This window comes from Caballeronia sp. (assembly GCF_028292365.1).
Classification (GTDB): Bacteria; Pseudomonadota; Gammaproteobacteria; order Burkholderiales; family Burkholderiaceae; genus Caballeronia.
This window is the reverse complement of the sequence record NZ_JAQGMM010000408.1, coordinates 1-23,698: the sequence shown is the minus strand read 5'-3', so window position 1 is coordinate 23,698 and position 23,698 is coordinate 1. Positions and strand designations below refer to the sequence as shown.

General features: G+C 57.9%; 20 protein-coding genes and 1 riboswitch. Of the genes, 11 read left to right on the top strand and 9 right to left on the bottom strand.

Translation table 11 applies throughout. The features are described 5' to 3' along the window. The first annotated feature begins 148 nt into the window (after positions 1–148). From tauA to JWR14_RS24420, 7 genes are all read left to right on the top strand, one after another. Entirely contained in the window at positions 149–1,168 is a 1,020-nt protein-coding gene (gene tauA, locus JWR14_RS24450) for a taurine ABC transporter substrate-binding protein (protein ID WP_299713276.1), read from the top strand. After that, a complete protein-coding gene (locus tag JWR14_RS24445) occupies positions 1,165–1,956 on the top strand; it encodes an ATP-binding cassette domain-containing protein (RefSeq protein ID WP_299713273.1) in 792 nt (263 codons plus the stop codon). Before tauA ends, JWR14_RS24445 begins: the two co-directional genes overlap by 4 nt. Before the next feature lie 35 nt (positions 1,957–1,991). Further along, positions 1,992–2,807, top strand: a complete 816-nt coding sequence (locus JWR14_RS24440) for an ABC transporter permease subunit (RefSeq protein WP_299713335.1) — start codon at positions 1,992–1,994, stop codon at positions 2,805–2,807. A 116-nt stretch (positions 2,808–2,923) separates the two neighbouring features. Beyond that, a riboswitch (FMN riboswitch) is annotated at positions 2,924–3,118 on the top strand. An 85-nt stretch (positions 3,119–3,203) separates the two neighbouring features. Next, on the top strand, positions 3,204–3,710 hold the full coding sequence (locus tag JWR14_RS24435) for a 6,7-dimethyl-8-ribityllumazine synthase (RefSeq protein ID WP_299713270.1): 507 nt from the start codon (positions 3,204–3,206) through the stop codon (positions 3,708–3,710). 187 nt (positions 3,711–3,897) lie between these two features. Next, complete coding sequence (locus JWR14_RS24430; RefSeq protein ID WP_299713267.1) at positions 3,898–4,176, top strand: YlcI/YnfO family protein; 279 nt, start codon at positions 3,898–3,900, stop codon at positions 4,174–4,176. Then, positions 4,173–4,481 carry a type II toxin-antitoxin system RelE/ParE family toxin gene (locus JWR14_RS24425; protein ID WP_299713264.1) on the top strand — a complete coding sequence of 103 codons (309 nt, stop codon included), beginning with the start codon at positions 4,173–4,175 and terminating at the stop codon, positions 4,479–4,481. Before JWR14_RS24430 ends, JWR14_RS24425 begins: the two co-directional genes overlap by 4 nt. A 119-nt stretch (positions 4,482–4,600) precedes the next feature. After that, positions 4,601–5,851 carry an MFS transporter gene (locus tag JWR14_RS24420; protein ID WP_299713261.1) on the top strand — a complete coding sequence of 417 codons (1,251 nt, stop codon included), beginning with the start codon at positions 4,601–4,603 and terminating at the stop codon, positions 5,849–5,851. On the opposite strand, the gene JWR14_RS24415 is transcribed toward JWR14_RS24420, so the two are convergent. The 9 genes from JWR14_RS24415 to JWR14_RS24375 all read right to left on the bottom strand — a co-directional run bounded on the left by JWR14_RS24415 (position 5,811) and on the right by JWR14_RS24375 (position 17,272). After that, a complete protein-coding gene (locus tag JWR14_RS24415; protein WP_299713259.1) occupies positions 5,811–5,960 on the bottom strand; it encodes a hypothetical protein in 150 nt (49 codons plus the stop codon). The genes JWR14_RS24420 and JWR14_RS24415 overlap by 41 nt on opposite strands. Continuing rightward, positions 5,961–6,980: a glycosyltransferase gene (locus JWR14_RS24410; protein WP_299713332.1), complete on the bottom strand. Its 1,020-nt coding sequence runs from the start codon at positions 6,978–6,980 to the stop codon at positions 5,961–5,963. Continuing rightward, on the bottom strand, positions 6,961–8,406 hold the full coding sequence (locus JWR14_RS24405; RefSeq protein ID WP_299713257.1) for a hypothetical protein: 1,446 nt from the start codon (positions 8,404–8,406) through the stop codon (positions 6,961–6,963). The genes JWR14_RS24410 and JWR14_RS24405 overlap by 20 nt, the downstream gene beginning before the upstream one ends. Before the next feature lie 258 nt (positions 8,407–8,664). Continuing rightward, positions 8,665–9,852, bottom strand: coding sequence for a glycosyltransferase family 4 protein (locus JWR14_RS24400; RefSeq protein ID WP_299713255.1), 1,188 nt, complete (start codon positions 9,850–9,852; stop codon positions 8,665–8,667). Positions 9,853–10,183: 331 nt separating this feature from the next. Then, entirely contained in the window at positions 10,184–10,972 is a 789-nt protein-coding gene (locus JWR14_RS24395; protein ID WP_299713253.1) for a glycosyltransferase family 2 protein, read from the bottom strand. 60 nt (positions 10,973–11,032) lie between these two features. Further along, positions 11,033–12,358: a glycosyltransferase gene (locus tag JWR14_RS24390; RefSeq protein WP_299713251.1), complete on the bottom strand. Its 1,326-nt coding sequence runs from the start codon at positions 12,356–12,358 to the stop codon at positions 11,033–11,035. Positions 12,359–12,425: 67 nt separating this feature from the next. Further along, positions 12,426–13,736, bottom strand: coding sequence for a lipopolysaccharide biosynthesis protein (locus JWR14_RS24385; protein ID WP_299713248.1), 1,311 nt, complete (start codon positions 13,734–13,736; stop codon positions 12,426–12,428). 140 nt (positions 13,737–13,876) lie between these two features. Further along, entirely contained in the window at positions 13,877–14,995 is a 1,119-nt protein-coding gene (gmd, locus tag JWR14_RS24380; RefSeq protein ID WP_299713245.1) for a GDP-mannose 4,6-dehydratase, read from the bottom strand. Positions 14,996–15,049: 54 nt separating this feature from the next. Next, the gene (locus JWR14_RS24375; RefSeq protein WP_299713242.1) at positions 15,050–17,272 is read right to left on the bottom strand and encodes a GNVR domain-containing protein; all 2,223 of its coding nucleotides are present in this window, start codon (positions 17,270–17,272) and stop codon (positions 15,050–15,052) included. 411 nt (positions 17,273–17,683) lie between these two features. Between JWR14_RS24375 and JWR14_RS24370 the strand changes: the two genes are divergently transcribed. From JWR14_RS24370 to JWR14_RS24355, 4 genes are all read left to right on the top strand, one after another. Continuing rightward, positions 17,684–19,840 (top strand): glycosyl hydrolase family 28-related protein, encoded by a 2,157-nt coding sequence (locus JWR14_RS24370; protein ID WP_299713239.1) that lies wholly within the window; start codon positions 17,684–17,686, stop codon positions 19,838–19,840. Positions 19,841–20,719: 879 nt separating this feature from the next. Then, a complete protein-coding gene (locus JWR14_RS24365; protein WP_299713236.1) occupies positions 20,720–21,472 on the top strand; it encodes a helix-turn-helix domain-containing protein in 753 nt (250 codons plus the stop codon). 93 nt (positions 21,473–21,565) lie between these two features. Continuing rightward, positions 21,566–23,125, top strand: a complete 1,560-nt coding sequence (locus JWR14_RS24360; RefSeq protein WP_299713233.1) for a hypothetical protein — start codon at positions 21,566–21,568, stop codon at positions 23,123–23,125. Between the two features lie 157 nt (positions 23,126–23,282). Then, on the top strand, positions 23,283–23,698 hold a 416-nt coding region (locus tag JWR14_RS24355; RefSeq protein WP_299713230.1), incomplete at its 3' end, for a low affinity iron permease family protein.

The window sequence follows — 23,698 nt, the reverse complement described above, 5'->3', positions numbered from 1 at the left end:
TCGAACCTTCCAACGAAGCGTGCAACGCAACGTGAAAAGCAACGCTTGAACAACGTCATTTGCAACGCACGAATGCTTCTAACCGCTTGAGCGCGGATTGCTTATAGTCGAAACCCTTCCACGAGACACACTTGAACCGGGGCTTTCGATGAAACGCTTTTTCTCCTCTCTCCGCGCGTGCGCCGGCGTTGCACTTTTCGCCGTGGTCGCCAGCGCCGCTCACGCGCAGTCGCGCGAAGTCGTGATCGGTTACCAGGACATGGTTGTGCCCTGGCGCTACGCTCAAGTGAGCGGTGCAGTGGAAAAAGCGACGGGCTATAAGGTGACGTATCGCAAGCTTGGCAGCGGCGCCGACGTGATCCGCGCGCTCGCATCCGGGTCAATTCAGCTGGGTGAAGCCGGATCCAGCCCGATCGCGGCCGGCCTCTCGCAGGGCGTGGACATCTCCCTGTTCTGGATTCTCGACAACATCAACGACGCCGAAGCACTCGTTGCCCGCGACGGCTCCGGTGTGACGAAGATAAGCGATCTCAAGGGCAAGAAGATCGGCCTGCCGTTCGTCTCCACCTCGCACTTCCATGCACTTGTCGCGTTGCAAAATGCCGGCGTCGATCCGTCGACGGTGAAGATCCTGAACCTGCGGCCACCTGAGGTGGCTGCGGCATGGGAACGCGGCGATATTGACGCCACCTATATCTGGGATCCGGTGCTGGCGAAGGTCAAGAAGAACGGCAAGGTGCTGATTACATCGGGGGAAGTCGCGAAGGAAACCGGCAAGGCGACCTTCGACGGTTTCGCCGTTAGCCGAAAATTTGCCCAGGATAACGAAGCGTTTGTGACGGGCCTCGTCAAGGTTCTCGCTGCGACCGACGCGCAATATCGGAACAACAAATCCGCCTGGACAGCCGGGTCGAAGGAAGTCGAAGGCGTGGCGCAGGAATCGGGCGCGACCGCTGCCGACGTACCTGCGAGTCTCGCGCTTTATGCGTTCCCGACCCTCACCGAGCAGGCTTCACCGGCCTGGCTCGGCGGTGGTGCTCAGTCGGGCGCGGCGAAGTCGCTGGCGGCAACAGCGGCCTTCCTGAAGACGCAGGGCACGATCCAGAACCTGCTGCCCGACTATTCGGTTGGCGTTGACCCACGCTTCGTACAGCAAGCATCGCGATGAGCACGCTGGACATTCGCGGCCTCGGCGTGACCTATGAAGGCGCGACAACGGCCGCTCTGGAGGGCGTCGATCTGCAGATTGACAGCGGCGAGTTCGTGGTCACGCTCGGTGCCTCCGGATGCGGCAAGACGACACTGCTGAACTGCCTCGCAGGCTTTATCGATCCGACCGCCGGCGAGGCGCGGCTGAACGGCGAGCCGATCATTGGACCCGGTGCCGAACGCGGTGTTGTCTTTCAGAAATACGCATTGATGCCGTGGCTCGATGTGATCGACAACGTCGCGCTCGGGCTTCGTTTCCAGGGTGTGGGCCGGACGCGGCGTCGTGAGATTGCGCGCGAAACACTGGCCCTGGTCGGCCTGGAAAAACACGCGAACGCGCGGGTCTATGCGCTCTCGGGCGGCATGCAGCAACGCGTGGGGATTGCACGCGCGCTTGCCAGCGATCCTCAGGTGTTACTGATGGATGAACCCATGGGCGCGCTCGACGCACTGACTCGCGAGACCATGCAGGAACTCGTGCTCGATGTCTGGGGCCGCACCCGCAAGACCATTTTCTTCATCACGCATAGCGTGGAGGAAGCGTTGTTCCTCGCCACGCGGCTGGTCTTGATGACACCGGGTCCCGGCCGTATCGCCGAAAGCCACACTTTGCCGTTTGCGCGGCAGTTTCTTGAATCCCGCGATGCCCGCGCAGTGAAGTCATCGCCCGAGTTTATCGAGTGGCGCGAGCGGCTGGTTCGACGACTGCATGGCGGGTCCCACGCTACGCTGCAGGAGGTGATCTGATGAGTTCGATCGACTCGTTGCCGCCCGCCGCCGCCATGTCGCGACCTAAGCAAAAACGCAAACCACGGCGCGGTCTTCCGGGCGAAGGTCCGACCGCTGCCTTGAGTGTGCTGTCGATCGCAGCCATTGCCGTGCTTTGGTGGGCAGCAACGTCATTTCATTGGGTGGCGCCGCTTTTCCTGCCTTCACCCCAAGCGGTGTGGAGCGCATTCATTGACGCGTGGAATGGCCGTATTCAAGGCGGCTTGCCGCTGTCCGAGCATTTGCTGTGGAGCGCCATTCGCGTGTTCGGCGCGTTCGCATTGGCGAGCGTGACGGCCGTGCCTGTCGGCATCCTGATGGGAGTGAGCCGCATTGCGCGGGGGCTGCTCGATCCGCCGCTGGAGTTTTACCGGCCGCTGCCGCCGCTCGCGTATTTGCCGCTGGTCGTGATCTGGTTCGGTATCGATGAAACCGCGAAGCTGATCGTGATCTATCTCGCCTGCTTCGCGCCGATCGCGATGGCTGCGCGGGCCGGCGCCCGGAGCGCGACCGCCGAGCAGGTGAACGCAGCGTATTCGCTTGGCGGAAGCTTTGCACAGGTCGTGCGGTTTGTCGTGCTGCCGGCCGCGTTGCCCGAGATCCTGACGGGCTTGCGGATCGCTATCGGGTTTGGCTGGACCACGCTCGTCGCGGCCGAGATGGTGGCGGCAACGGCGGGACTCGGGCAGATGGTGCTGAACGCGTCGAGCTTTCTCAGAACCGATGTCGTGGTGATGGGGATCGTGTTGATTGGCTTGATCGCGTGGACTTTCGATCTCGGTATGCGCGCGCTGGAGCGACGGTTGGTGCCGTGGCGCGGGAAGGCTTAACGAGTGCCCGTCGTGGGCGAGATGGTTCGGAAGAAACCCCATCGCCATCGTTGAATACTCAGCCAGGTACGGCGTACTTTTAATAATCGTGATAATTTACGTTCCGTTCACTAAGAACGAGTTCTCGGGGCGGGGTGAAACTCCCCACCGGCGGTAATCGCGCACAGCTTCTGCGCGTAGCCCGCGAGCGCTTTGTGTTTTGCCTTGAATGTTCCTTGAGTTTTCCCTGAGGGCATGGCGAAACACAAAGGTCAGCAGACCCGGTTTGATCCCGGGGCCGACGGTCATAGTCCGGATGAAAGAGAACGGGATGGCATGTGTCCGCTCGCGCGAAAGCATTTGCGTTAGAGGAAACATGCCTTCCTTCGCCCTGTTCACACAAACAGGCTTACATTTATGACGCTCACAACTACTCTCGAAAGTAATCCCGCCGTTAGCACGGCCGCCAAGCCGCGTGCGCGCATCGCGTTCATTCAATCGTGCTGGCATCGCGACATTGTCGACCAATGCAAAGCGTCGTTCCTCAGTGCCATCCAGGCACAAGGATTCAGCCGCGATGACATCGATCTCTACGAAGTCGCCGGCGCCTTCGAAATCCCGCTGCACGCGAAGCTGCTCGCTCAACGTGGCGGCTACGCGGCTATTGTTGCCGCGGGTCTCGTGGTCGATGGCGGTATCTACCGGCACGAATTCGTGGCGCAGGCTGTCATCAACGGCTTGATGCAAGTGCAACTGGAAACGGGCACGCCGGTCTTGTCCGCTGTATTGACACCGCATCACTTTCACTCGGGCGAAGAACACACGAAGTTCTTCCGCGAACATTTCGTCGTGAAGGGCGTGGAGGCCGCCACTGCTTGCGCCGATACCATCCGCAAGATCGCAGCGCTAGCGAACGTCCGGTAATGTAGGGCAGATGCAAACACAAGGAGCGCCACGCGGACATGTCAGTCTACGTGGCGCTTTTTGCATCGACAGCACGCTCGGGACATCAAAGCCGCCTGATCCGGCGCAGCCATTGATTGGATTCGCTTGCGTTCATTTCTAAAACACACGACAATGTAGCGCAATTGCGATGCATGGAGCGTGAATCATGAAAACAGCGACTTTCCCGTCAGTGCGGGTCGAGCCAGAATTGCGCGAGGCCGCCGAAAGCGTCTTGCAGGAAGGTGAGAGCCTCTCCGGTTTTGTCGAGCAGGCGATCCGCGAGAATATCCTGCGTCGCCAGCATCATAGTGAGTTCGTCGCTCGAGGACTTGCGTCTCGTGACGACGCTAAGCGTAGCGGCGACTACATTTCGGCAGAGGAGGTGCTTTCTCGCTTGGGTAAACGGCTAGACGCAGCAAAGGCCCGGGACAAGACGCGCCGATGACGTTCGACATACGCTTTACAGGTGGTGCCGCAGAAGATCTCGAACGACTTTACGACTTCATCCTCACACGCGATACGCTGGACGTATCACTCGCCGAGCGTGCACTTCTCGCAATCTACGGCGGCATCGCCACGCTTCGTGCCTCCCCCTTTACCTGTCGAAAGGCGCAGCCAAACCTCCCCTTTCTGCGAGAGCTGATTATCCCTTTCGGGCGATCCGGATATGTAGCGCTATTCGAAATTGACGATAGCAATACAGTGACGATGTTAGCGATACGGCGTCACGTGAAAGACGACTACTATTAATCGTCCGTGACGAAACCGTTCGCGTATGAATGCAGCTGAACGTAAGCGCAAGATCCGGGGCGCATCGTGCGCCTCTGCACGCCATGATGATTGGGCCGCCTCCCAAGGAGCCCCACGTCATGCATTCTTCGCAAAACGAGCGCAATCAGCGCATTAACCTGCCGTGCGCATTCCATCGATTAGCCTGGTCAAATCTGCTGGCGCAGTCCGCCGAGCAGATCAGTCTTGCCGCCGCACCGCTTGTTGCAGTGTTCCTGCTAGGCGCAAGCGCCGCGCAAACCGGCTTGCTGCAAACCGCCCAGACATTGCCCTTTCTGCTGCTCTCGTTGCCGATGGGCGTCTATGCCGACCGTCACTCCAGACGCGGACTGATGGCGAGCGCAGAAGCGGTTCGCGTGCTGGCGATGATCACGATCCTCGTGCTGATCGGAGCCCATCTCCTCACACTGCCGATGCTTGCTGTCTGCGGTTTTATCGGCGCGGCGGGTACGGTCGCCTACAGCGTGGCGGCGCCTTCGCTCATTCCCTCCCTCGTGCCTCGCGATGCACTGCCGGCAGCCAATGGCCGCATTGAGTTGGCCAGAAGCGTCGCGTATTCCGCCGGGCCCGCGATAGGCGGGGTCATCGTGGGCTCCGTGGGCGCGGGTTGGGCTTACGCGTTAGCGACCATACTGTCGGCCTTCGCCGTTGTGCTGCTGCGCGCACTGCCCGTCTCGGTGCATCTGCCCAGAACCAGCAGGCATTTCCTCGCCGAGGTCCGCGAGGGCGCCGCGTTCGTATTTCGCGATCCGCTGCTTCGCCCCATTCTTCTCACCGCAGTTTTCTTTAACCTGGGCTATTTCGTATTGCAGGCGGTCTACGTTGCTTACGCGGCGCACCACCTGCATATGTCGTCATGGGTGATCGGCGTGAGCCTGGCGGCCTATGGTGCCGGCATGGTGGCCGGTGCGCTGGCGGGACCGGAAGTGTCAAGGCGGCTTTCCTTTGGCCGGACACTCGTGATCGGCCCTATGTGCGGGTTCCTGGCATCGGTGCTGATGAGCGCAACATTGTTTTTTCCGCAGGTATGGATGGCCTGCGTGAGCTTCTTTTTGCTCGGTGCCGGTCCAGTGCTATGGACGATTGGTTCAACCACGGTGCGTCAGGCGATCACACCCCACGCCATGCTCGGCAGAGTGTCGGCCATCATGAGCACCTCGACCTATGGAGCGCGTCCGGTCGGCGCGTTGCTCGGCGCCGCGCTCGCAACGCAGACCGGCGTGAGCGCGTGCCTGCTGATGTCGACCGTCGCTTTTGCAATCCAGTTAGGGGTAATCGTTCTGTCTCCGGTCACGCAACTGGCGGCCCTTCCGGAAGTTGCATCGCCATGACAGCCGCGACACCCAGTTGCGCGACCCGTTCGTCCTCGTCTTCCGGCAGGCCGCCGACCGCCGGCGCACCAACGACATCGCCATCCCGCCGAACAAGAGCCCGCTTCATTTATCTCGGATTAGCGCCGATCGCGCGCATCGGTGTGCCCCCTCGACGCACGACCTCTGCTTCGCACGCGTTCGTGATCGACCTGACCACGCAGCCAGACGCGAAGCGCGACACCGACGCACGCACGGTAGCCGCATCAGGCAACTGCCGTTCTCCACTCACGATCTCAGCGAGAATGTCAGACAAAGCGCCGGTGTTACCAACGGGATAGACCCAACCATTCACGCCTTCCTGCATGATATCCAGCACGCCCTGGCAGTCAGAGCTGACGCACGTAACGCCCCTCGACATAGCCTCGGTGAGGACCGTCGGAAATCCCTCGGACTCCGATGTAAGTACGAGAGCCGAAACGGGTGCAACCGATTCCCAAGGGTGGTCCTGCCATCCCGCCCAGATAATTCTGTCATTGATCGACAGCTCCTTGGCAAGCGCCAACAGTCTTTCCCGATCCTCGCCGTCACCGATGATCGATGCGACCCAGTTTCCGGGAACGTCACCCAGCGCGCAGATAAACTCGCGTACGCTCTTTGGACCGTCGTAGATCAGCCGACCCACGTACATGAAGTGAGCCTGCTCATCTGGCCTCGCTATGAGCGGCTCCCTGTGTTCGGTCTCCACGGGGTTATACACAAGATATGACTTACGTTGGCTAAAATCAGCGTTATCTATAAGGTGCGCATGATTCGCACCATTGATGCAAAGATGGAAATCCGCCAACCGCAATGAACGGTCGTGCGACTTCGACACTAGCTGGTGAAACCATGACCCGATAGGCGTTGCGGACAGGAACGGCCGTCTGATAAGCCACGCGAGCCGAAGTGCCGCGCCATCGGCGCAGATCAGTACATCTGGACTGAAGCTCAATACCGACGCAGGGAAGAGCGTTGCGTACTTGATATGGCGATGCCATCTCCTGTCCGTCGGACGTCCTATCGAGCGATGTGTCAAACCGGCAAGCCACTCCTCGTGTTGGGATCCGCCTATCAGGAACAGCTTTGCCTCATGCCCCTGCCGCGTCATCTCCACGACTACCCGCCGTATCACTGTCTCCATCCCGCCTCTGCCCGGTCTCCCGAAGCACAAGATCGCGATCTTCATTCCTTGCTCCTCCAATCTGCGGCCCGGGCCGATCCGTCCCGATCCACCGGTGGACATGGCGTCTCAAATCCATCACGGTTATATCCCCCATCGCATTCCACGTGTGTGTGCCCTGGTATCCCCTCGGAGGCATGCGGGTACCGACCACGCGCTCTGAATAGCTCGTTTTGGTCAATTTGACTACTTCGCAGAAAAGCAATGAGGCGCCGTACTCTTTCTCGCAATTCTGTGCCGGTCGAATCAGTTTGTTATCCTTATCTATGAAAGGCCTGCCGGCCATGCGTGCACATCGACAATCCGATACGACCGGATTCATCGGATGACTGGTCCAGGGTCCGAAGGGACTGGCTGCGAAGTAGACCGACAACTCGTCGTAGTTAGGTTCACCCTCGCGGGCGAGACTCGTCCACATCCACCAGGTTTGTCCCTCTTGATAAAGCGTCGTGTCGGCGGCAATAACGTCGGTCATTATCGTTTTATGAAGCACCCAACAGTCCGGAAATTGAGTGGCCCTATACACTTCTACCGTCCTGTTTTCCGATGTTTCCGGAATCATGAACATGTCGCCTTCGTATTCGAATATGAACGGATACGAAAGGTGATAGGGCCGACTCAAGACCATTTGTGGATCACCCGTCCAACGGTGAGTTTTCCGATCGATCAAGACGTGACTGATCACCCCGCGGTTGTCGCTATAGGACAGCTCTTCAAAGAACAGGTGGTACTGTCCCGCCCGGTCGTGCCACACGAACGGATCGGCCCGAAAGCGATCGACAGAACCCGGCAACTCACACCATAACGACTGCACTGTATCGACTGCATTGTCGGCGCTTGTTCGATCTGCCACTGCGATCATCCAGTGGTCGTTTCTATAAAGCAGCCCCGACACTTTCCTGGCCGCTCGATAGCTTAGGTGACGAACAGCAAAACCGATCACATTGCGTGCAGAGACCGTCCCGCGTTCCATCACGATCTCCTGCGGTGCAGCAGGTACCGAGCTCATATCTTTCAGGCGCTCTCGCGCTCTGGAAAGAAGGCTCTCTCGCCGCCCGATGCACAGGCGTAGGGAGGCACAAAAGAATAATTTGTCGGGAATCGCCACACGCGATTCGCTTAGCAAGCGAATTTGTCTATCTTGCGGTGACAACCAAACAACCTGAATGTGCGGCGTAGCACCTGCAATCAGAATCTTCCAGAGCGCCGCTGTTCCGGACTTGCCGTTGTACAAAACATACAGATCTGCTTGCGCGGGTTTCGCAATTAGCGAAGCGTCGCTCACTCGCTTCGAGATCTTTTGTTCGATCAGCATCCATCCTCTGAGCGTCAGCGGATAACGTTCATTTCGCATGAACAACCCCTAACGAAAGCGATGCATCGCGGCATTGGACCCGTAGTGGATTCAATGCCCGAAGCATAATCGCGCACGTTATACATGCGCGAGCCGATGGTCTTGTTCCGTTTTCCCCCGTCATGCCTTTGCCGAGCAAACGCGCCGCCCCGCAAGACACGAATGTGCGCACTAAGGTGAGCAAGACCCCGATACTCATCACTTCGCTCCCGCCTGAGGGCGTGGTATTAACTTGATTCAGTTGACGACAACGTGGCGTCAGCGCGCCATCGCGAAGTACTCTCCGACATATTCATCCTGACACCTGCCGGCCCTGACGACGCCTTCGATCGCCCTAAGCATGCTGGCGCCGGCAACGGGCCACTGCAGGCGCGTGCTGAATTGCCGGAACGCGCCTGCACATAAGCTGGCATAGCGCTCCTGGTCACGCAAAGTATCCACAATATAATCGGCCCATCTCTCAGGCGATTCGCCAAGGTCGAACAGGTGGCCGTTTTCCCCGCAACGAATCGATGTCGGTATTCCACCGGTCCTGTTAGCCAGGACTGGCACGCCAAAAGAACAGGCCTCGGAAAAGACGTTCGCATTGCACTCCGCAATCGCCGGGTGAATAAGAAAGGCGGCATTCGTGAAGCAATCCCTGATGACCCTTGCTTCCGGCTCGTTGGCCTGAGAGAGAAAGCCGTGTTCAGTAGCCCATGGCTTATTAGCGCCGGGAGCAGCGCCAATAATGGTCAGATGCGCGGCAACCCCTCTTTCGATCAGCTTTTCGGTCACCGCCAAAGCGAAGTCGCCACCCTTGCGAATCCACGCAGTCCCGACGAAGAGCAAGTCAACGGATTTAGCCGCTTGCCTTTTCAACGCCAGTTCACCGATGTCCGACGCAAGGAGCCCGCTATGGAAATTCGAGCCGAAGGGAATTGTTTTGACCTGCGACGGGCTCACCCCGTAACGGGAAATAGCGGACTCTGCAGCCCACTCAGAGTTGTAAACCGCGAGGTCACACGAGCTCAATGCCTGACGTTCAAGCGAGTCTCCGTCCTGCCGGTTTCGGCGCGTCATCTTCCGAAACTCAGGGTAATAATCAACAATCGCGCCGAAGGTCGCATCAGTCCAGACGATCTTGGGAACCGTCGTCTCGAGAAATGCGACCGCTATCGTGCCGGGCGAGACGACCGCGTCGACCTGCATCCCTTGCAGGCGCCGGCCGATCTGCGCCGAATAGCTCCGCATGACGGACGGCTCGCGTTCAAGCTGGTGAAGTTTGCCAGCCATTTTCGCAGCGACACCCCTTGCGAGCCCCGCCGCACTGGGCATCTTGCGCAAGCCCCCTATGTAGACAATTTCCGCCCCGGCGTCCGCAAGCGCTCTGGGTATCTGGTAGCCGGCGCCTGACCACGCGTTAGGGTCGTTTGAGTCATATGGCGTCACATAGGCAATTTTCATAATGCATTTCCGCAAGGAAAATCCATATCGACATCCCAAAGGCAAGCCACAGCCTTGCTCCATCGAAACCGGTTCCGCCGATCCTCCCGAGGCGATCCAGAGCTGCCCCTTGAACCGGAACCGGGCTGAAGCGAGCAAGCGGCTCCAAGGCATGAGCACGACCCGGCGCAAAGCGTGGCACTCAGCCCACGCACTCTGCGTGGCCGCGTCGCCAGCCAAAGCTAACTAGATGGTATTCCGTAAGGCGCAGTAACATCCGTCTAAAACCCGCATCTATCCGCCGGTGTTTACGAAGATATGCTTCAACGTTTTCCAAAACAAACTTCGGGCACTAGGCGTAACCGCGGACCCATGAGCGCAGCAGAATAAAAATTATCGTGAGTTGCTTGGCACCCCATAGCGCCTGACCGAGCCTTCTGTCGTAGGGCTTCCTTGCGCGGCCCATTGCGTCCGCGAACAGCCGACTGTACTCGACATCCAGGTTACGTCTGTAAGATGGCCCACCCGTAATCGTTTCCTGGTAGCGACGAAATGCGGCCAGCGGCCGTGACACGCCATAAAAGCGCGATCCGTGCAATTTGAATTGCAGGAATAACTCTCCGTCCCAGCACACCCTGTTATTTTCGTTGAAGCCTCCCGACGCACGATAGACACCTGAGCGGAAGAAAAATCCCTGCTGGAAGAGATTGATTGCGCCGTAGGCAAAAAGCCGCGTTCCGAACAGCGACGGATAATAACGTCTGACCAGTTTGTCGTGCTGGTCAGCTACGTATCCGCCCCCATGCAACACGTCGACCTCACGCTCGCGACTAAAGAAGTGGTCGACAAAACTCAATGCATCTGGAAGCAGGAAGTCGTCGGCGTTAACGAAGTAGTAAATCTGCCCGGTCGCCCGGCTAAAACCGTGATTCAAGCCGTCTGCGGGGCCGGTATCGGACTCGAACACAGGAATCACGTGGTCTCCGTATGAACTTATGATTGAACGGCTGTCGTCCTTACTCCCCGGGTCGACAACAATCATCTCCACTTCGACATCTCGTTGAGAGAGTACCGAGTCGATGCACCGGCGCAGATATTTTCCCTGGTTATAAGAAATGGTCACGACCGATATCTTGCTCATGTTCCCCTCCTTTCTCTTGAGAACCTATAAAGGACTGCCAAAAAATACCCGGATGCCGAATCAGACCCGGTCGCTAGATAACGGGTGGTGATGCGGAGCCGCTTTTTCGCCACGTCGGACTGCTGACGGCCCACGATTCGTCAAGAGCCCCCGGTACAGTGCGTCCAACTGATCGCCGTACGCAGACTGGCTGTAGTGAAGGCGCACGAAGTCCCGGTTGCGCATCCCCATCTCCGATACAAGTTCAGGGTTTCTCAAAGCCGATGCAATTGCAGCCCGCAGCGCTTCCGTGTTGCCCGGCGGCACCACGGCGCCGTGGCGTCCATCCTCGACCACGCTCCCGGCGTTCGGCGTTGTAATCACGTAACAGCCGCATGCAAGCGCCTCGAACACCACTCGGGCCGATCCTTCCGCAAGCGACGGGAAAATGAATATCTGTGTCTTTTCCATAAGTACTGCCAATATTTGTCTCGAAACAAATCCGACCTGGCGCACGTTGCCTCTCTTCAGGAACGGTTCGTATTCCTTCGCCGTGACTTCGTCGATACCACCGGCAACAGTCAGTACCCAATCCGACTGAGGAATAGCTTCGAGAGCTTGAATGACGAAATCAAAACCCTTTCTTCGGGAGACCTCGCCTGCAAACAGGATGTGATTCCTGGCGCGAGGCTCCGTATGCGGCCCAGAAGGGACACCTTCAGCAAATTTGTCGTCAAGACCCTGATAGATCACACTGACACGCTCGCGTCCTATCTGGTGACATGCCAATGTCGTCTTGACCAGTTCGGAGTTGGCGAGAATATGATCGGCGGCTTCTATGTCCGCCAACACCTGTTTCCAGGCCGGCGAAAGCCGTGTCCCGGCAATCGCCTCGCGCCCCGGAATCCGCCCTTGGTTATGGACCATGAAATCAAACACAAGCGGGCTCACGACCGAGTGATCACATAGGCACAACATTCCTCTGCTTTTTGCAAGTAGTACTGATCGTCCCCCGTAGCCAGCTCGATAGTGGTAAATATCGGCGTCGCTCCTCTTGATCGAACGGCACGCAAGCCAGCCGTAAGTCCACAGCCCCACGCCTTGTAACCATTCATTGGCCCGATGCAGACGAAGCACCCGAACTGAGGCCACGCCCCCCTGAATAAGAATCTCCGGAATCCAAAGCGGCCTGACCTGGCGCTCCTCCAACTCCGGATTTGCTCTGTCCATGAAGCGCAGCATCCCCGGCGAGGCAAGCCCAATCTTCCTTTCCAACACTTTCGCAAGCCAACCTTTCGGATACGCACCGGTCAGGAAAAGCGCCAGCGTTCCGCGCCTGACCGCTTCGACGGCAGCCGTTACAAGGTGGAAGCGGAAGACGCCATTCGAAATGATCACCTTATACATCGCGGACTCCGGCATATCGACGCCGCCTGGCAATCGGGATTGTCTGTTCGCACATCGTGCCGCGCGTTCACTGCGGGGCTAGCGATGGTGTCCGCCTGGGAGTGTGTTCATCGAAGAATCCCCTGACGTAGAAGTAGCATGTGCAGATCATCACAACCTCAGTAAGAATCATGGCGGCGGTTGCTCCGTCGATCCCAAAACGCTTGCCGGCGAGATACGACGCACCGACACTTAGCAAGGACGCGCTGATATATACGATGGACAGGCCAGCGAGCTTGTTGACTGCAGCGAGCAGGATCAAGCCAACCTGATAGGACCCTGAGAACGCAGTGACGACCAGGAGAATATTGAAAAGTCCGGGAATGTAGACGATCTTCCCGTGCGTCCACCAATGCAGCAAAAGCGGCCCGATAAAATAGAGTACGGCCGCGCCGCCTAACGAAGCCACTACCGTCGCAAGAGTGCCGTAGCGACACAACTCGTGCATGGTCCCGTAAGCCTTTTCTCCGAATCGCTTGGAGAACTCCGGCCACAAAACCCGGCTAAGCATGTTGATTAACTGGAAGGCAATCCTCGACAGCGTCCGATAAGCGCTGAACACAGCCAAAGCCGGTGTTCCGAACATGGTGCCAATCAGGATCACCATGCCCTGGATACTGAGTGCGTTGGCTGCCGGCAAAGCCAGGAACGACAAGCCAGGAGCGACCATGCTGACAAGCTCAGCCTTGCTTGCGCCACGAAAACTCCACCGGTAATTCGGGTAACGGTAGATCTGGTAGATGCAAGTAGACGCCGTCGCAATCAGGCGTCCGGCCAGCAGCCCCAATCCAACATCGACGAGCGTGCCTCCCATCACCAGCCCGACAAGGCTGCCAAGCCACTCCGCGAGCCGCGCGAAGTTCAGGGCCACGACGCCCAGCGCATAGCGGTCGCATACGCGAAACACCGCTTCGAACAGGCCCGTGTAAATACACGCAAGGTCGGCAATCACCAACAGGGACAAGGTCAATCTGTGCTCGAAGTTCGTGCCCCAATCGCCGACATGAATGAACCATATAGTCGGAAGCACCACACAAGCTACTACCAGGATCACCGCCGTTGCGAAGCACAGCAGGCTCTGGAAAATCCGTTCCGCAGCCTTGATGTCGCCCATTGCTGCGAGGATCGCCATGCGGTTCATACCAACCGACAGGATGCCGATGTCCACCGCCGACAGATACGCAGGGATCGCGGCAAGCAACAGCCACTCGCCATAACGCGAGAGGGGCCAGAAATGCAGGAAGGCCGGTAACGAAATCAACTGGATGGCGACAGTAACGATCTGCCCGAAAGCATTCGCCCCCAGGCCGAGCGAAATCCTATGAAGCGTTCGATTCATGTTGTCAAGGCACCATCGATTAGACGGGAGGACAGCCCGTTCCAGTGACCGAGTGTCTTTCCGGCTGCGGGCGCGGTCCGCGTCACGAACCGCCGTTCACGTTTTCACGCGGCGAGCACCTACTAAAAAAGACCCCGAATTTATTCGTTATAGGCGAACGCCTTGAACCCGGCGAGCGTGACAAGCGCATCCCTCTTTGCTACCTGGTAGTCGCTTTGCACCATTTCTTTGACGAGCGTCTCGAACGACGTGCTTGGCGACCAGCCTAGCTGCTTATGCGCTTTGGTCGCGTCGCCCATCAGGTTTTCGACTTCGGTCGGCCGGAAGTAGGCCGGATCGACGCGCACGATCACGTCGCCGCGCTGCACGCGCAACTGCTTTCCTGACACCTTCTCGACAACCCCTACCTCGTCGGAGCCACTTTTCTCGAACCGCATGGTGATGCCAAGCTCAGCCGCCGCGGCCGACACGAACTCACGCACGCTGTATTGAATGCCTGTGGCAATAACGAAGTCCTGCGCCTCAGGCTGTTGCAACATGAGCCATTGCATCTCTACATAGTCCTTCGCGTGCCCCCAATCCCGCAAAGCCGAGAGGTTCCCGAGATGCAGACAGTCCTGGCTTCCGACCGCAATCCGCGCTAGCGCGCGTGTTATCTTGCGGGTAACAAAGGTCTCACCGCGCACGGGTGATTCGTGATTGAACAGGATGCCGTTGCACGCGTAGATACCGTACGCTTCCCGATAATTCACCGTAATCCAGTAGGCATACAACTTTGCCACGGCATACGGGCTTCTCGGATAAAACCGCGTCGTTTCGCTTTGCGGCGTCTCCTCTACCAGACCAAACAGTTCCGAACTCGACGCCTGATAAAAGCGCGTCTTGCTCTGCATTCCAAGCGTGCGGATGGCCTCGAGAATCCGCACGGTACCCACTCCGTCTACATTCGCAGTGTATTCAGGCTCCTCGAACGATACTGCAACGTGACTCTGAGCCGCGAGATTGTAGATTTCGTCCGGCTGCACACGCTGGATGATGCTCAATAGGCTCATCGAATCAGTCATGTCACCGTGATGCAGGACGAGCCGACGGTCCGCTACATAGGGTCCTTGATAAAGGTGGTCAATGCGATCGGTATTGAACAGCGAGGTGCGGCGCTTGATCCCGTGAACCTCATACCCTTTGTCGAGCAGAAGCTGAGCGAGATATGAGCCATCCTGGCCGGTAATGCCCGTGATCAAGGCAACCGTTCTATTCATTGAAAACCTCTTGCGAGCAATGCTTCGGATGAAAGGAGGTATGGTCAGGTGCGGCTAAACCGCATGCGCGTCGTCCCATTTGTAATACTTGCTGTAACCGGACTTATACGCGAACGCCCCGTTCGGAACATCCGTCACAAGAATGCCGCTTAGTGCCGCGCCGACGTGCCCCAGGCGCTTGCCCGCTTCCGCAATTTCCTCGGCCGAATGCTGTTCATACCTCACGACCAGCAAGGTAGTGGACGCGCATTTGCACAGTAGTGCGGTGTCAGTTACCGCAAGCAACGGCGGTGTATCGACTATGACCACGTCGTACTCACGGGAGAATTGCGCCAGGATGGCCTGAGCGCGATCCCCCAATAACAGTTCGTCGGGTGCCGCAATAGGCACCCCTCTTGGCAAAAAATCCACACCGGGCATCACGTCGTGCACGACTAGTCCCCTTGCATCCGTGCCTGTAAGCGCGTTGGCGAAGCCCGTTTCACAACCACGTCCGAAATAGGTGTGCAGGTTGCCGCATCGCATGTCCGCGTCGATCAATAACACACGCCGTCCCGCGACCGCCGAGACCGCCGCGAAATTAACTGACAGGAACGACTTCCCGGCATCGGGTCGCGTTCCCGTGATCATTACTATATTGTTGCTGGCGCTAAGAGCCAGCCCCTGCAGCGCTGTCCGGAGCACCCGCAGGCTCTCTACCGCTACGTCCTGGGGCGCTTCGAGCGCCAGCACCCGTGCACCGTCCCGGCCGCGCCGCAAGCGCCGCTGCATATGCAACTGCCGAGCACTGTGAGGCACCACGGCATAAACCGGAATACCGGAGACCCGCTCTATTTCTACCGACCTCTCTACACGCTGGTTAATCGCTGCACGCACCCGCGCCACGGCAATACCAAGCACCACTCCCAGCAAGACCGTTGCCGACACCACGAACCGCCGGTTTGGTGCGACCGGCCTTTCCGGCACTACGGCGCTGTCGACCAGCCGCACGCCACCGATCCTCCCGGCCTTGATAACCCTTAGCTGCTGCGCACTATTCAGCAAGTTCGTATAGAGCTCTGTATTGACCCGAACGTCACGCGACAAACGCAGCGCGCTCTGCTCCGTGTCCGGAAGCGCGGCCACGCGCTTGGTCAACACGCCCAACTCCCGGGTGAGCAATGCTATTTGGGCATCGAACGTGGCGACCGCTTCATGCGACGGCTGGAAACGTTGCGCCGCATCGGCACGGCGCTGCTCGAGCAATATCGTCTTGGACTTGTTATCGACTATTTGCTGCAATAACAAACGTCCTTCTTCGCTAAGATCGACGGTGCCTTTTTCATTTCGGAACGCGTTATACCGCTGCTCAGACGCTTCGAGCTCATCGCGCAACACAGGTAACTGCTGCTCGAGGAACGCTAACGAGTGCTCCGCCTCAGCCGACATTCTGTTGACGTTCTGGGCTACATATTCGTTAGCGACCGCATTGACGATCTGCGCCAGACGCTTCGGATCACGTCCATCAAGCGACACCGATACGAGACCGGATTGCTTGATTCTTTCCGTGATGAACAGCGCCTCCTGGAGGTCCGTGATCGTCTGCAATTCAGACGCGCGGGTCAATTTGAATTCCGTTCCGGCTCGTGCCTGAAGCTGACCCACGTTTAGTTCAACGCGTCCCCTGGCGCTCATGGCCGACACGTTCTCACCCACCTTACCGCGAGCGAGAACGCCACCGTCCGGATCGACAAGCTCAAACGATCCGTTATTTCCCGCGACGACGAAAAATTCCTTTCCCTCAAGAGCGGGCGCGACATCGAAACGCGACACGCTTATTGTTGCGCCGCCCCACGAGTATTGCGACAGTCCGAGCACCGGATCTGCCGGCTGGTCTACCGGATGATGCAAAGCCCACCATGCGCCAACCACAGGAAAGTAGCGCGGAGCGGCCTGAATATCCAGGTTTAACTTGCGCACGGCCGCCGTGATGACGAGGCGCGAGCGCATCAACTCCATTTCCGTGTCTGCGGTTGTCTTGGCCCTCGAGTCGAAGATCTCCTGCAATTGGCCGACCTGCTCGCGATTATCCGGGCCGTCTGCTTCCACCTGGATACTTGCATCGGCGCGATAGACCGGCGGTGCAAAGCAAGCGTAGGCGAGACCGACTACCAAAACTGCGAACGTTATTGCAGCGATGATGCGCCAGTTTCGAAGCACGAAAGCAAAGTAGTCACCGATATGAAAGTCGTTGCCATTCGTCGAGTCCATTGGAATGTTTTCTGAAGCCTGATTCATAGGATCATTTCCCGGGTGCGTTCCTGAATGACTTTTTCAATGCGGACTACTGATCGCTAACGCAAGGCATGCCCCTGCATGCACCCGCATTCATTACATTCGAATCCTCTGGGCTGGTTTGACGCTTCAGATCATACGCAGCCGAATTGATGGCGCAACCGGCTTGACCGATGTGGACAAGATGTTGGCGCGTGAGGAACAGCCGGTACCATTTGTCATCTCGATAGCAACCGGCTTAAGCGATATGCTTGAGCGTCATCGCGAGAACGAAACACGTTCTGAAGAGCCATTCCTCGCAGCCAATTTTAATTCGTCTTGCTTAATCATTTTCGCCGAAGGCCCAACGGAGATCCTGAGTTGCCATCGAGAAGAGACACCCTAAGGGCATGCCTCGCAGGCTGCGCGCTAAGCATGACAAGCGCAGCCCAGGCGCCCACGAAGCGAGCGGCGCCCGATCATTTCGCGGCAAATAACACGCCCGACACTCACAAGCCTGAGCTGCCCACAGCGAAAGTCAACGCGCGGGCGTTTCCTCCGACACCTGCCGAGGTGCTTTGCATTCAAGCCAAAGAGCACATCAATGTCATGCAGTTCGGCGCCAGGGGGGACGGCCGTGCGGACGACACCGCGGCCTTCAGGGCGGCCATCTCGCACGCGTTCGATACGGGCAGGAGCGTCTACGCACCTGCCGGCTGCTACCTGATCACGGAGACGCTAGAGCTATCGCACAAGTACAGCCCGAACGGAAAGGACCTTGCAAACAACGTGACCGCGATCACGCTGACCGGCGACGGCCCGCACTCCACCTACCTGCTCTGGGCCAGCCGCGTGCCGATGTCGAGCGCAAAAAAACCCATGATCTTTCTCCAGGGCTTTGTCGGCCTCAGGCGACTCGCACTGGTGGGCGGCCGGAAGTACCTTGGGGATGCTTACCATACGCCGTTCTATGGTGTGCTCGGTAACGGGACGTTCTGGCGGAATGTTCTGGAGGAAGTAGATATCCGATATGCCGGCGTGTGCTTTTCAGGCGGCGTAGCTTGCCGATTCTCAAGGTCGGGCAAACACGGCTTCGAGATCGATCCACCGACCGGTGGAACCGCCATGACGGTGGACTTTGCGCAGATGCAATTGCGCAATTGCGTATTTCACTCGGAGGTTATCGAATTCTCAGACGGAAGCCTTGATCCTTTGGCGGCGCTCGATAGCGGCGGGCAGAGGCTGCTGAGCCAGTGCTTCGCATTCGAGGCGGCCAGGCAACAAAGCGTCAACATTGAATTCGACACGTGCTCGTTCGAAAACGCAAACGACCATGCGCTTTACACCCTGCAACTAAACAACGCCGGCGACATCCAGTTCAGCAACTCACTCCTGTCGGCTCCCTCGGTCGCACAGCAGCACACCTATGCCATTCACGAACAGTGCGACTCAGGAGGCTCCAACATCTACCTGGACCATTGTTACCTGATGGGCGGGATCGCGATGCTAACTACTACGCAGGGAGTCTTGCGCATTCGAAAATGCAACGGCGAAAACGTGGTCGCCGATGTCGCCTATAAGGGCGTTGTCGATCTGATCAACATCGGCGGACTGGGTACTACCGTTGATATCGATGGACTGGATATCGGACGTGGATGCTTCGATAAACAACTTACGCTAAGCTCCGCGGTGCAGCAGCCCGACGCGACTACAAACCCGGCGGCTAACACCAGCGCGGCGTTCGATCATCGTCTCTATAGCCTTCGGAATATTACCGGCGTAGCGGCGGTGATATGCGGACATGAAACGTTTGCGCTGTCCGCGCGCACGGAATGTGCACCCAGCCTGGTGTCTGATTACGCGTCCGCGATCGGAGTGCGGCATCTTCCTGTTTCATACCTGTCGGACGATTCCTTCGATGCAGAGAGCCTCATCGGTTTCGCCTCGCCCGTTCAGCGCGGCGGCCGATGGCTTTATGGCGCATCGCTCGACACAGCGAACTCCATGGCGTGGTTCATTCCCGTCGACCCGACCACTTGCTATGATTTTTCCGCAGACGTATTCGTGCAGTTGAGAGCGGCCGCGGTGCCAGCCGGCGGCGATGTCGGCGTGCAGGTCACGTTTCATGACGCAAGCAAACGCCGCATTGGCGAAGGTGTGAACGCCGGCGTTTTCCTGCTTGGCGGCGTATCGCCGACTAACGGTTATGGCTTTATCCAGAATGCACGCACGTCCACGATCTACTCACAACATATTGTGCCGCCGGCAAGAGCCGCCTTCGCTCGTGTTGAGCTGACCGCCCGCCCGTCTTCCAGCCAATACCTGGTGGCAGCGCTTGGCAACGTGCTCTTTGGCCCTTCGGGTGCCCTCTATATTGTGCCCGTGGTCGCTGTGCCGACCTTCTCGGCGCCGTCCATGCCGGCTCGCGGCACGTGGACACAGGGCGACTTCGTATGGAATTCAGCGTCGGGGCATGGACGGCCGGTGCCCGGCATTGGCGAGGGCGTGCTCGGCTGGATAAGGGCGACGAGCAGCAACGCGAATGTGTCGGGAATAGACTGGCTTGCCTTGTCGCGTGCTTCATCTGCCTGAAGACCAACCTGACAAGTCTTAATGTCGCATCTACCGCGACACGCTTCTTCAGTCACGATTCCCAAGTCCATATCCTTATCGTTTTCTTAATCTTATTAAGATTAAGTAGCAAAAATATGCTGGTAATTTTGTCATCGGCACATCGAAAGTGTTGTTAAATTCCATTCACTTAGTCTGACTTAATTTTAAAGATGTACTATTAGCCGCAATGACGGGTTGCTCAATTCCTGCGATTTCGCCACTTGTCGTTTGACGACGCGGTGGTTCGAAACGTCGTCGCGTCAAACTAACTCAGCGGAACGTCCCGATGGTGGAGGTCTGGGCATTTCGCGTTTCCGTAATGATCGTATGAGATACAGCAGTGAGATTGTGTTACGGACATGATGGCAACGGTATTACAGCCATCATGCGCCGCTCGCCCAACCGTGCGGAGTCGAAATGAGCCATCGCGAACGTTCATGTTTGTCTCATCGGGGCGTGCCTGGATGGTATCGGAAAGCCGGACGCAAAGAGAAACGTTCGATCGAATGTGCGGTACCGCACAGTTGAAAATTAATAAATAATTTTCTGATTTTTATAGCTGGATTTACAACTGATATTGTTTTCATCCAGCAGTTGCATTGGTGACTTCAGGACAACGTTTGCGGGCAGCAGTAAGCACTTGTTATTTTAATTCCTGCATCAATATAATTTCGATTTAAAGACACTCATGTCAATTGTCTTTTGATAAGGAAAAATCCAGCCTTCCCTATGGTCGATATAAGTCAGTCCATTAGGGAAATAAAAAAGTCAGCCAGGGCCGATCGATCGTATTTGGGCGCGGTGCGGCAGGTTCCCACCGCCACGAAAAAAAGCAATCCCTTCTGTTAAGGAGGCTGTATGGGCGACGCTGAACGCAATCTGCACCTGTTGGGTCTCGGCGAGAGTGCGCCAAGTCACAACTGGAACCCTGCGACCGCACAAGTCGGCATCGTGTTTTTCCAGGACTTCGGGCATGGCACTTCGGACAACGTGCCGGATACGATCACCGGCGTGCTGCACGTGGTCAGTGAGATCCCGTCGCTGGAAGGAGCAGATGGCCGTAACTATAACGTGCGGCTACTGCTCGCGCCTCGAACCGGTCCTCACCCGACGTCCGTCACGCAGTACGGCCCGGAACCGCATGAAGCGCCGGCAAGTGCATCGACGGTAACTAGCGCCCACGTCGACTCTGCACCTGCTCAACCCTGGACGGCGCGCTTCCAGTTCAATGACGGAACCGGCCAGATTCATCTGGAGTCCCCAGTTCCTGCTTCAAGAGGCAACGAGAAGATTCTTGCTTCCGCAAAATGGCTGGCGGCGAACTGTGATCGCCTGATCTCCGTTGCCGATGCCGCCCGGGCCGTAGCAATGAGCGAGCGCAACTTCCTGCGACGGTTCCGGGAGGAGATGGGCGTGACACCTTCCGAGTACTTGCTGTGCACGAGATTGAACCGTACTTGCCAGTTGCTCAAGGAAAGCGATCTGCCGATCGACAAGATCGCCCGTCGCAGCGGCATGGGCAGCGGTGCACGGCTAGCCAAGGTCTTTCGCAAACGACTCAACATGTCACCGACTGCATTCCGCACTCGGGCACGCGTTGGTGTTGCCTGAGCGAGCTACCCGAGTGAGCCGCCTGAGCGGAAGCACGAACAGTGATGGGCGCCTCGCGGGTGATCTGCCATCGTGGCGTTCGTGGAACATGACATGAACCGATTCGGGACTGACACGCCTATGCCGGCATCTTTACCCATGACACGCGCCACGGGAGTAGGAGTAACGGGACTCGGCTCTGTACCCATGATTCCGATGCTGATTGGAACGGGTCTGCTTTGGCTGTTATGGACCGACCCGGCGTGGGGTGCTCAGCTCAGCTTGATTTTTCCGCTAAGCTTTCTGCTGGCCGTCATGCCACGCTATCGTGGCCTGCTCGACTACCGGATCGTGTATCTGTTCTCAATAACAGTATGGAGTTTTAACCACTGCTATGGCGTCGCGCTGCTAGCGCAGAATTCCGGCGCGCTGCTGCAGCAGTACAACGGCGCACTTACCATGTATGGGTACGGCGTAGTCCTCTCGACCATGTTGGTGCTGCTCTTCTGGAAGGATAAAGTCGGCGTCGGAGATCCACGTCAGAAAGCCATGAAACGCAAAGCTGGACGCGAAAGCAAAACCGGTGCACTAAGGCTGTTATTTTTCATCGTGGTGAGCCTTGCGTACGCCGTCATTGTGCAACTCGAGTCGTCCGACATACCCCTTGCCTCCGTCCTGGGTTCATTCATGGTAGTCACGTTCGCAACGATCCAGGCGTCGTACGCCCAGCGTGGTCGCTGGGGCCTGGTCGCGTTAATGTGTATTTATACGAGCGCAGTCTTTTCATCGAGTGCCGCGAACCGGACCACCATGCTGGCCCCGATCGCCATCACCTGCCTCGCTGCGCTAGCTGCGGTGCCGCGCTTGAACTGGCGCGTTATTTCAGGCCGGACCGCTGTGTTACTGGCCCTGGTCGCGGCCATCTCGCTCCTTGCGGACTGGCAAAAGCAGATGGGCATGTCGCTCATTACAGCCATGACCTCGGACACCCGTGGACTGCCCGGCATTGGGGCGGCGGCCGAGAACAGCAACTACTTCGCCCACAGCGACGCGACCGCGGACTATCTCAGGTACCTCCAGTACATCATCGATCACCACCTTTACCATAACGGTTCGTGGTTCATGCAACTGGTCAGCTCGTTCACCCCGCGCGCGCTCTTCCCTAACAAGCCAATCTACGACGTCTCCGCCATCCTCTACGACGATAAGATCGTCGGCATGCCGATGTACTTCGATTTCCTTTTCGACCGGATCTCGGACTCCGGCATGTACGGCATCCTGCTATACAACCTTGGCTACCTTTGCCTGACACGGGGCGTCTATCGGATCTACAGCCGCGTTCGCCAAGCTCGTCCCTATGGGCTGGAATGCGGCCTGTACCTCACCTCGCTAGTCACGCTTTTCCTCGTCATGCGCGGGCCGATCATCCTGATTGCGTGGTTCTATCTGTTTCCCATGACTGCTATCGTCATGCGCAATATCGTGATGCGGATCTTCCGCTTCACATGGCAAAAGCGACCCGTGCGAGGGCGGTCGTCGAATCGCTTGCGTCCTGAAGGCCGGGTCTATATATCGGCCGCCACGGTCGTGGCCGGCAACCGGGAACGCAGGCTTCTGGCTAGCCCTGCTGCCGATCGAGGTGCCAGCCGACGTCTGGATAGCGAGGGACACTGACGCCTGCGTGACAGAGGCGCAGGGACGCGCCTGCCCCTTGCGAAATCACATTACGTCACGTTACCAATTGCGAGACGACACTCCGCACATCTGCGTATCCGGAATGATTTTTGCTCGTGGTCTGGTGACACGAAACAAGCATAGCCCGGAGAAAGCCATGCGAAAGGAAACTTCGCACCCATTGCCCCCATTGCAATCGTCAACTGACGCGCTGGGCACCGTCCCTGACACATCGAGTCCCGCTTACGCGACCCGTCACCCTGTTACCCGCGCCTTCGATATCTTCGCGAGCGCCGTGACCCGCTGGACCGGCTCCCCTGTGGCGTTCGGCCTTGCGGTCATCAGCATTGTGGTCTGGGCCGTAACCGGGCCGATTTTCCACTACTCGGAAAACTGGCAGCTGGTGATCAATACCGGGACGACTATTGTCACGTTCATCATGGTGTTCCTGATCCAGCAAAGCCAGAACAAGGACAGCGTGGCGCTTCACCTGAAACTCAACGAGTTACTTGCGTCTCACCGGTCTGCGGACAATCACCTGATCGGGATTGAGGATGCCTCTGAAGAAGAGCT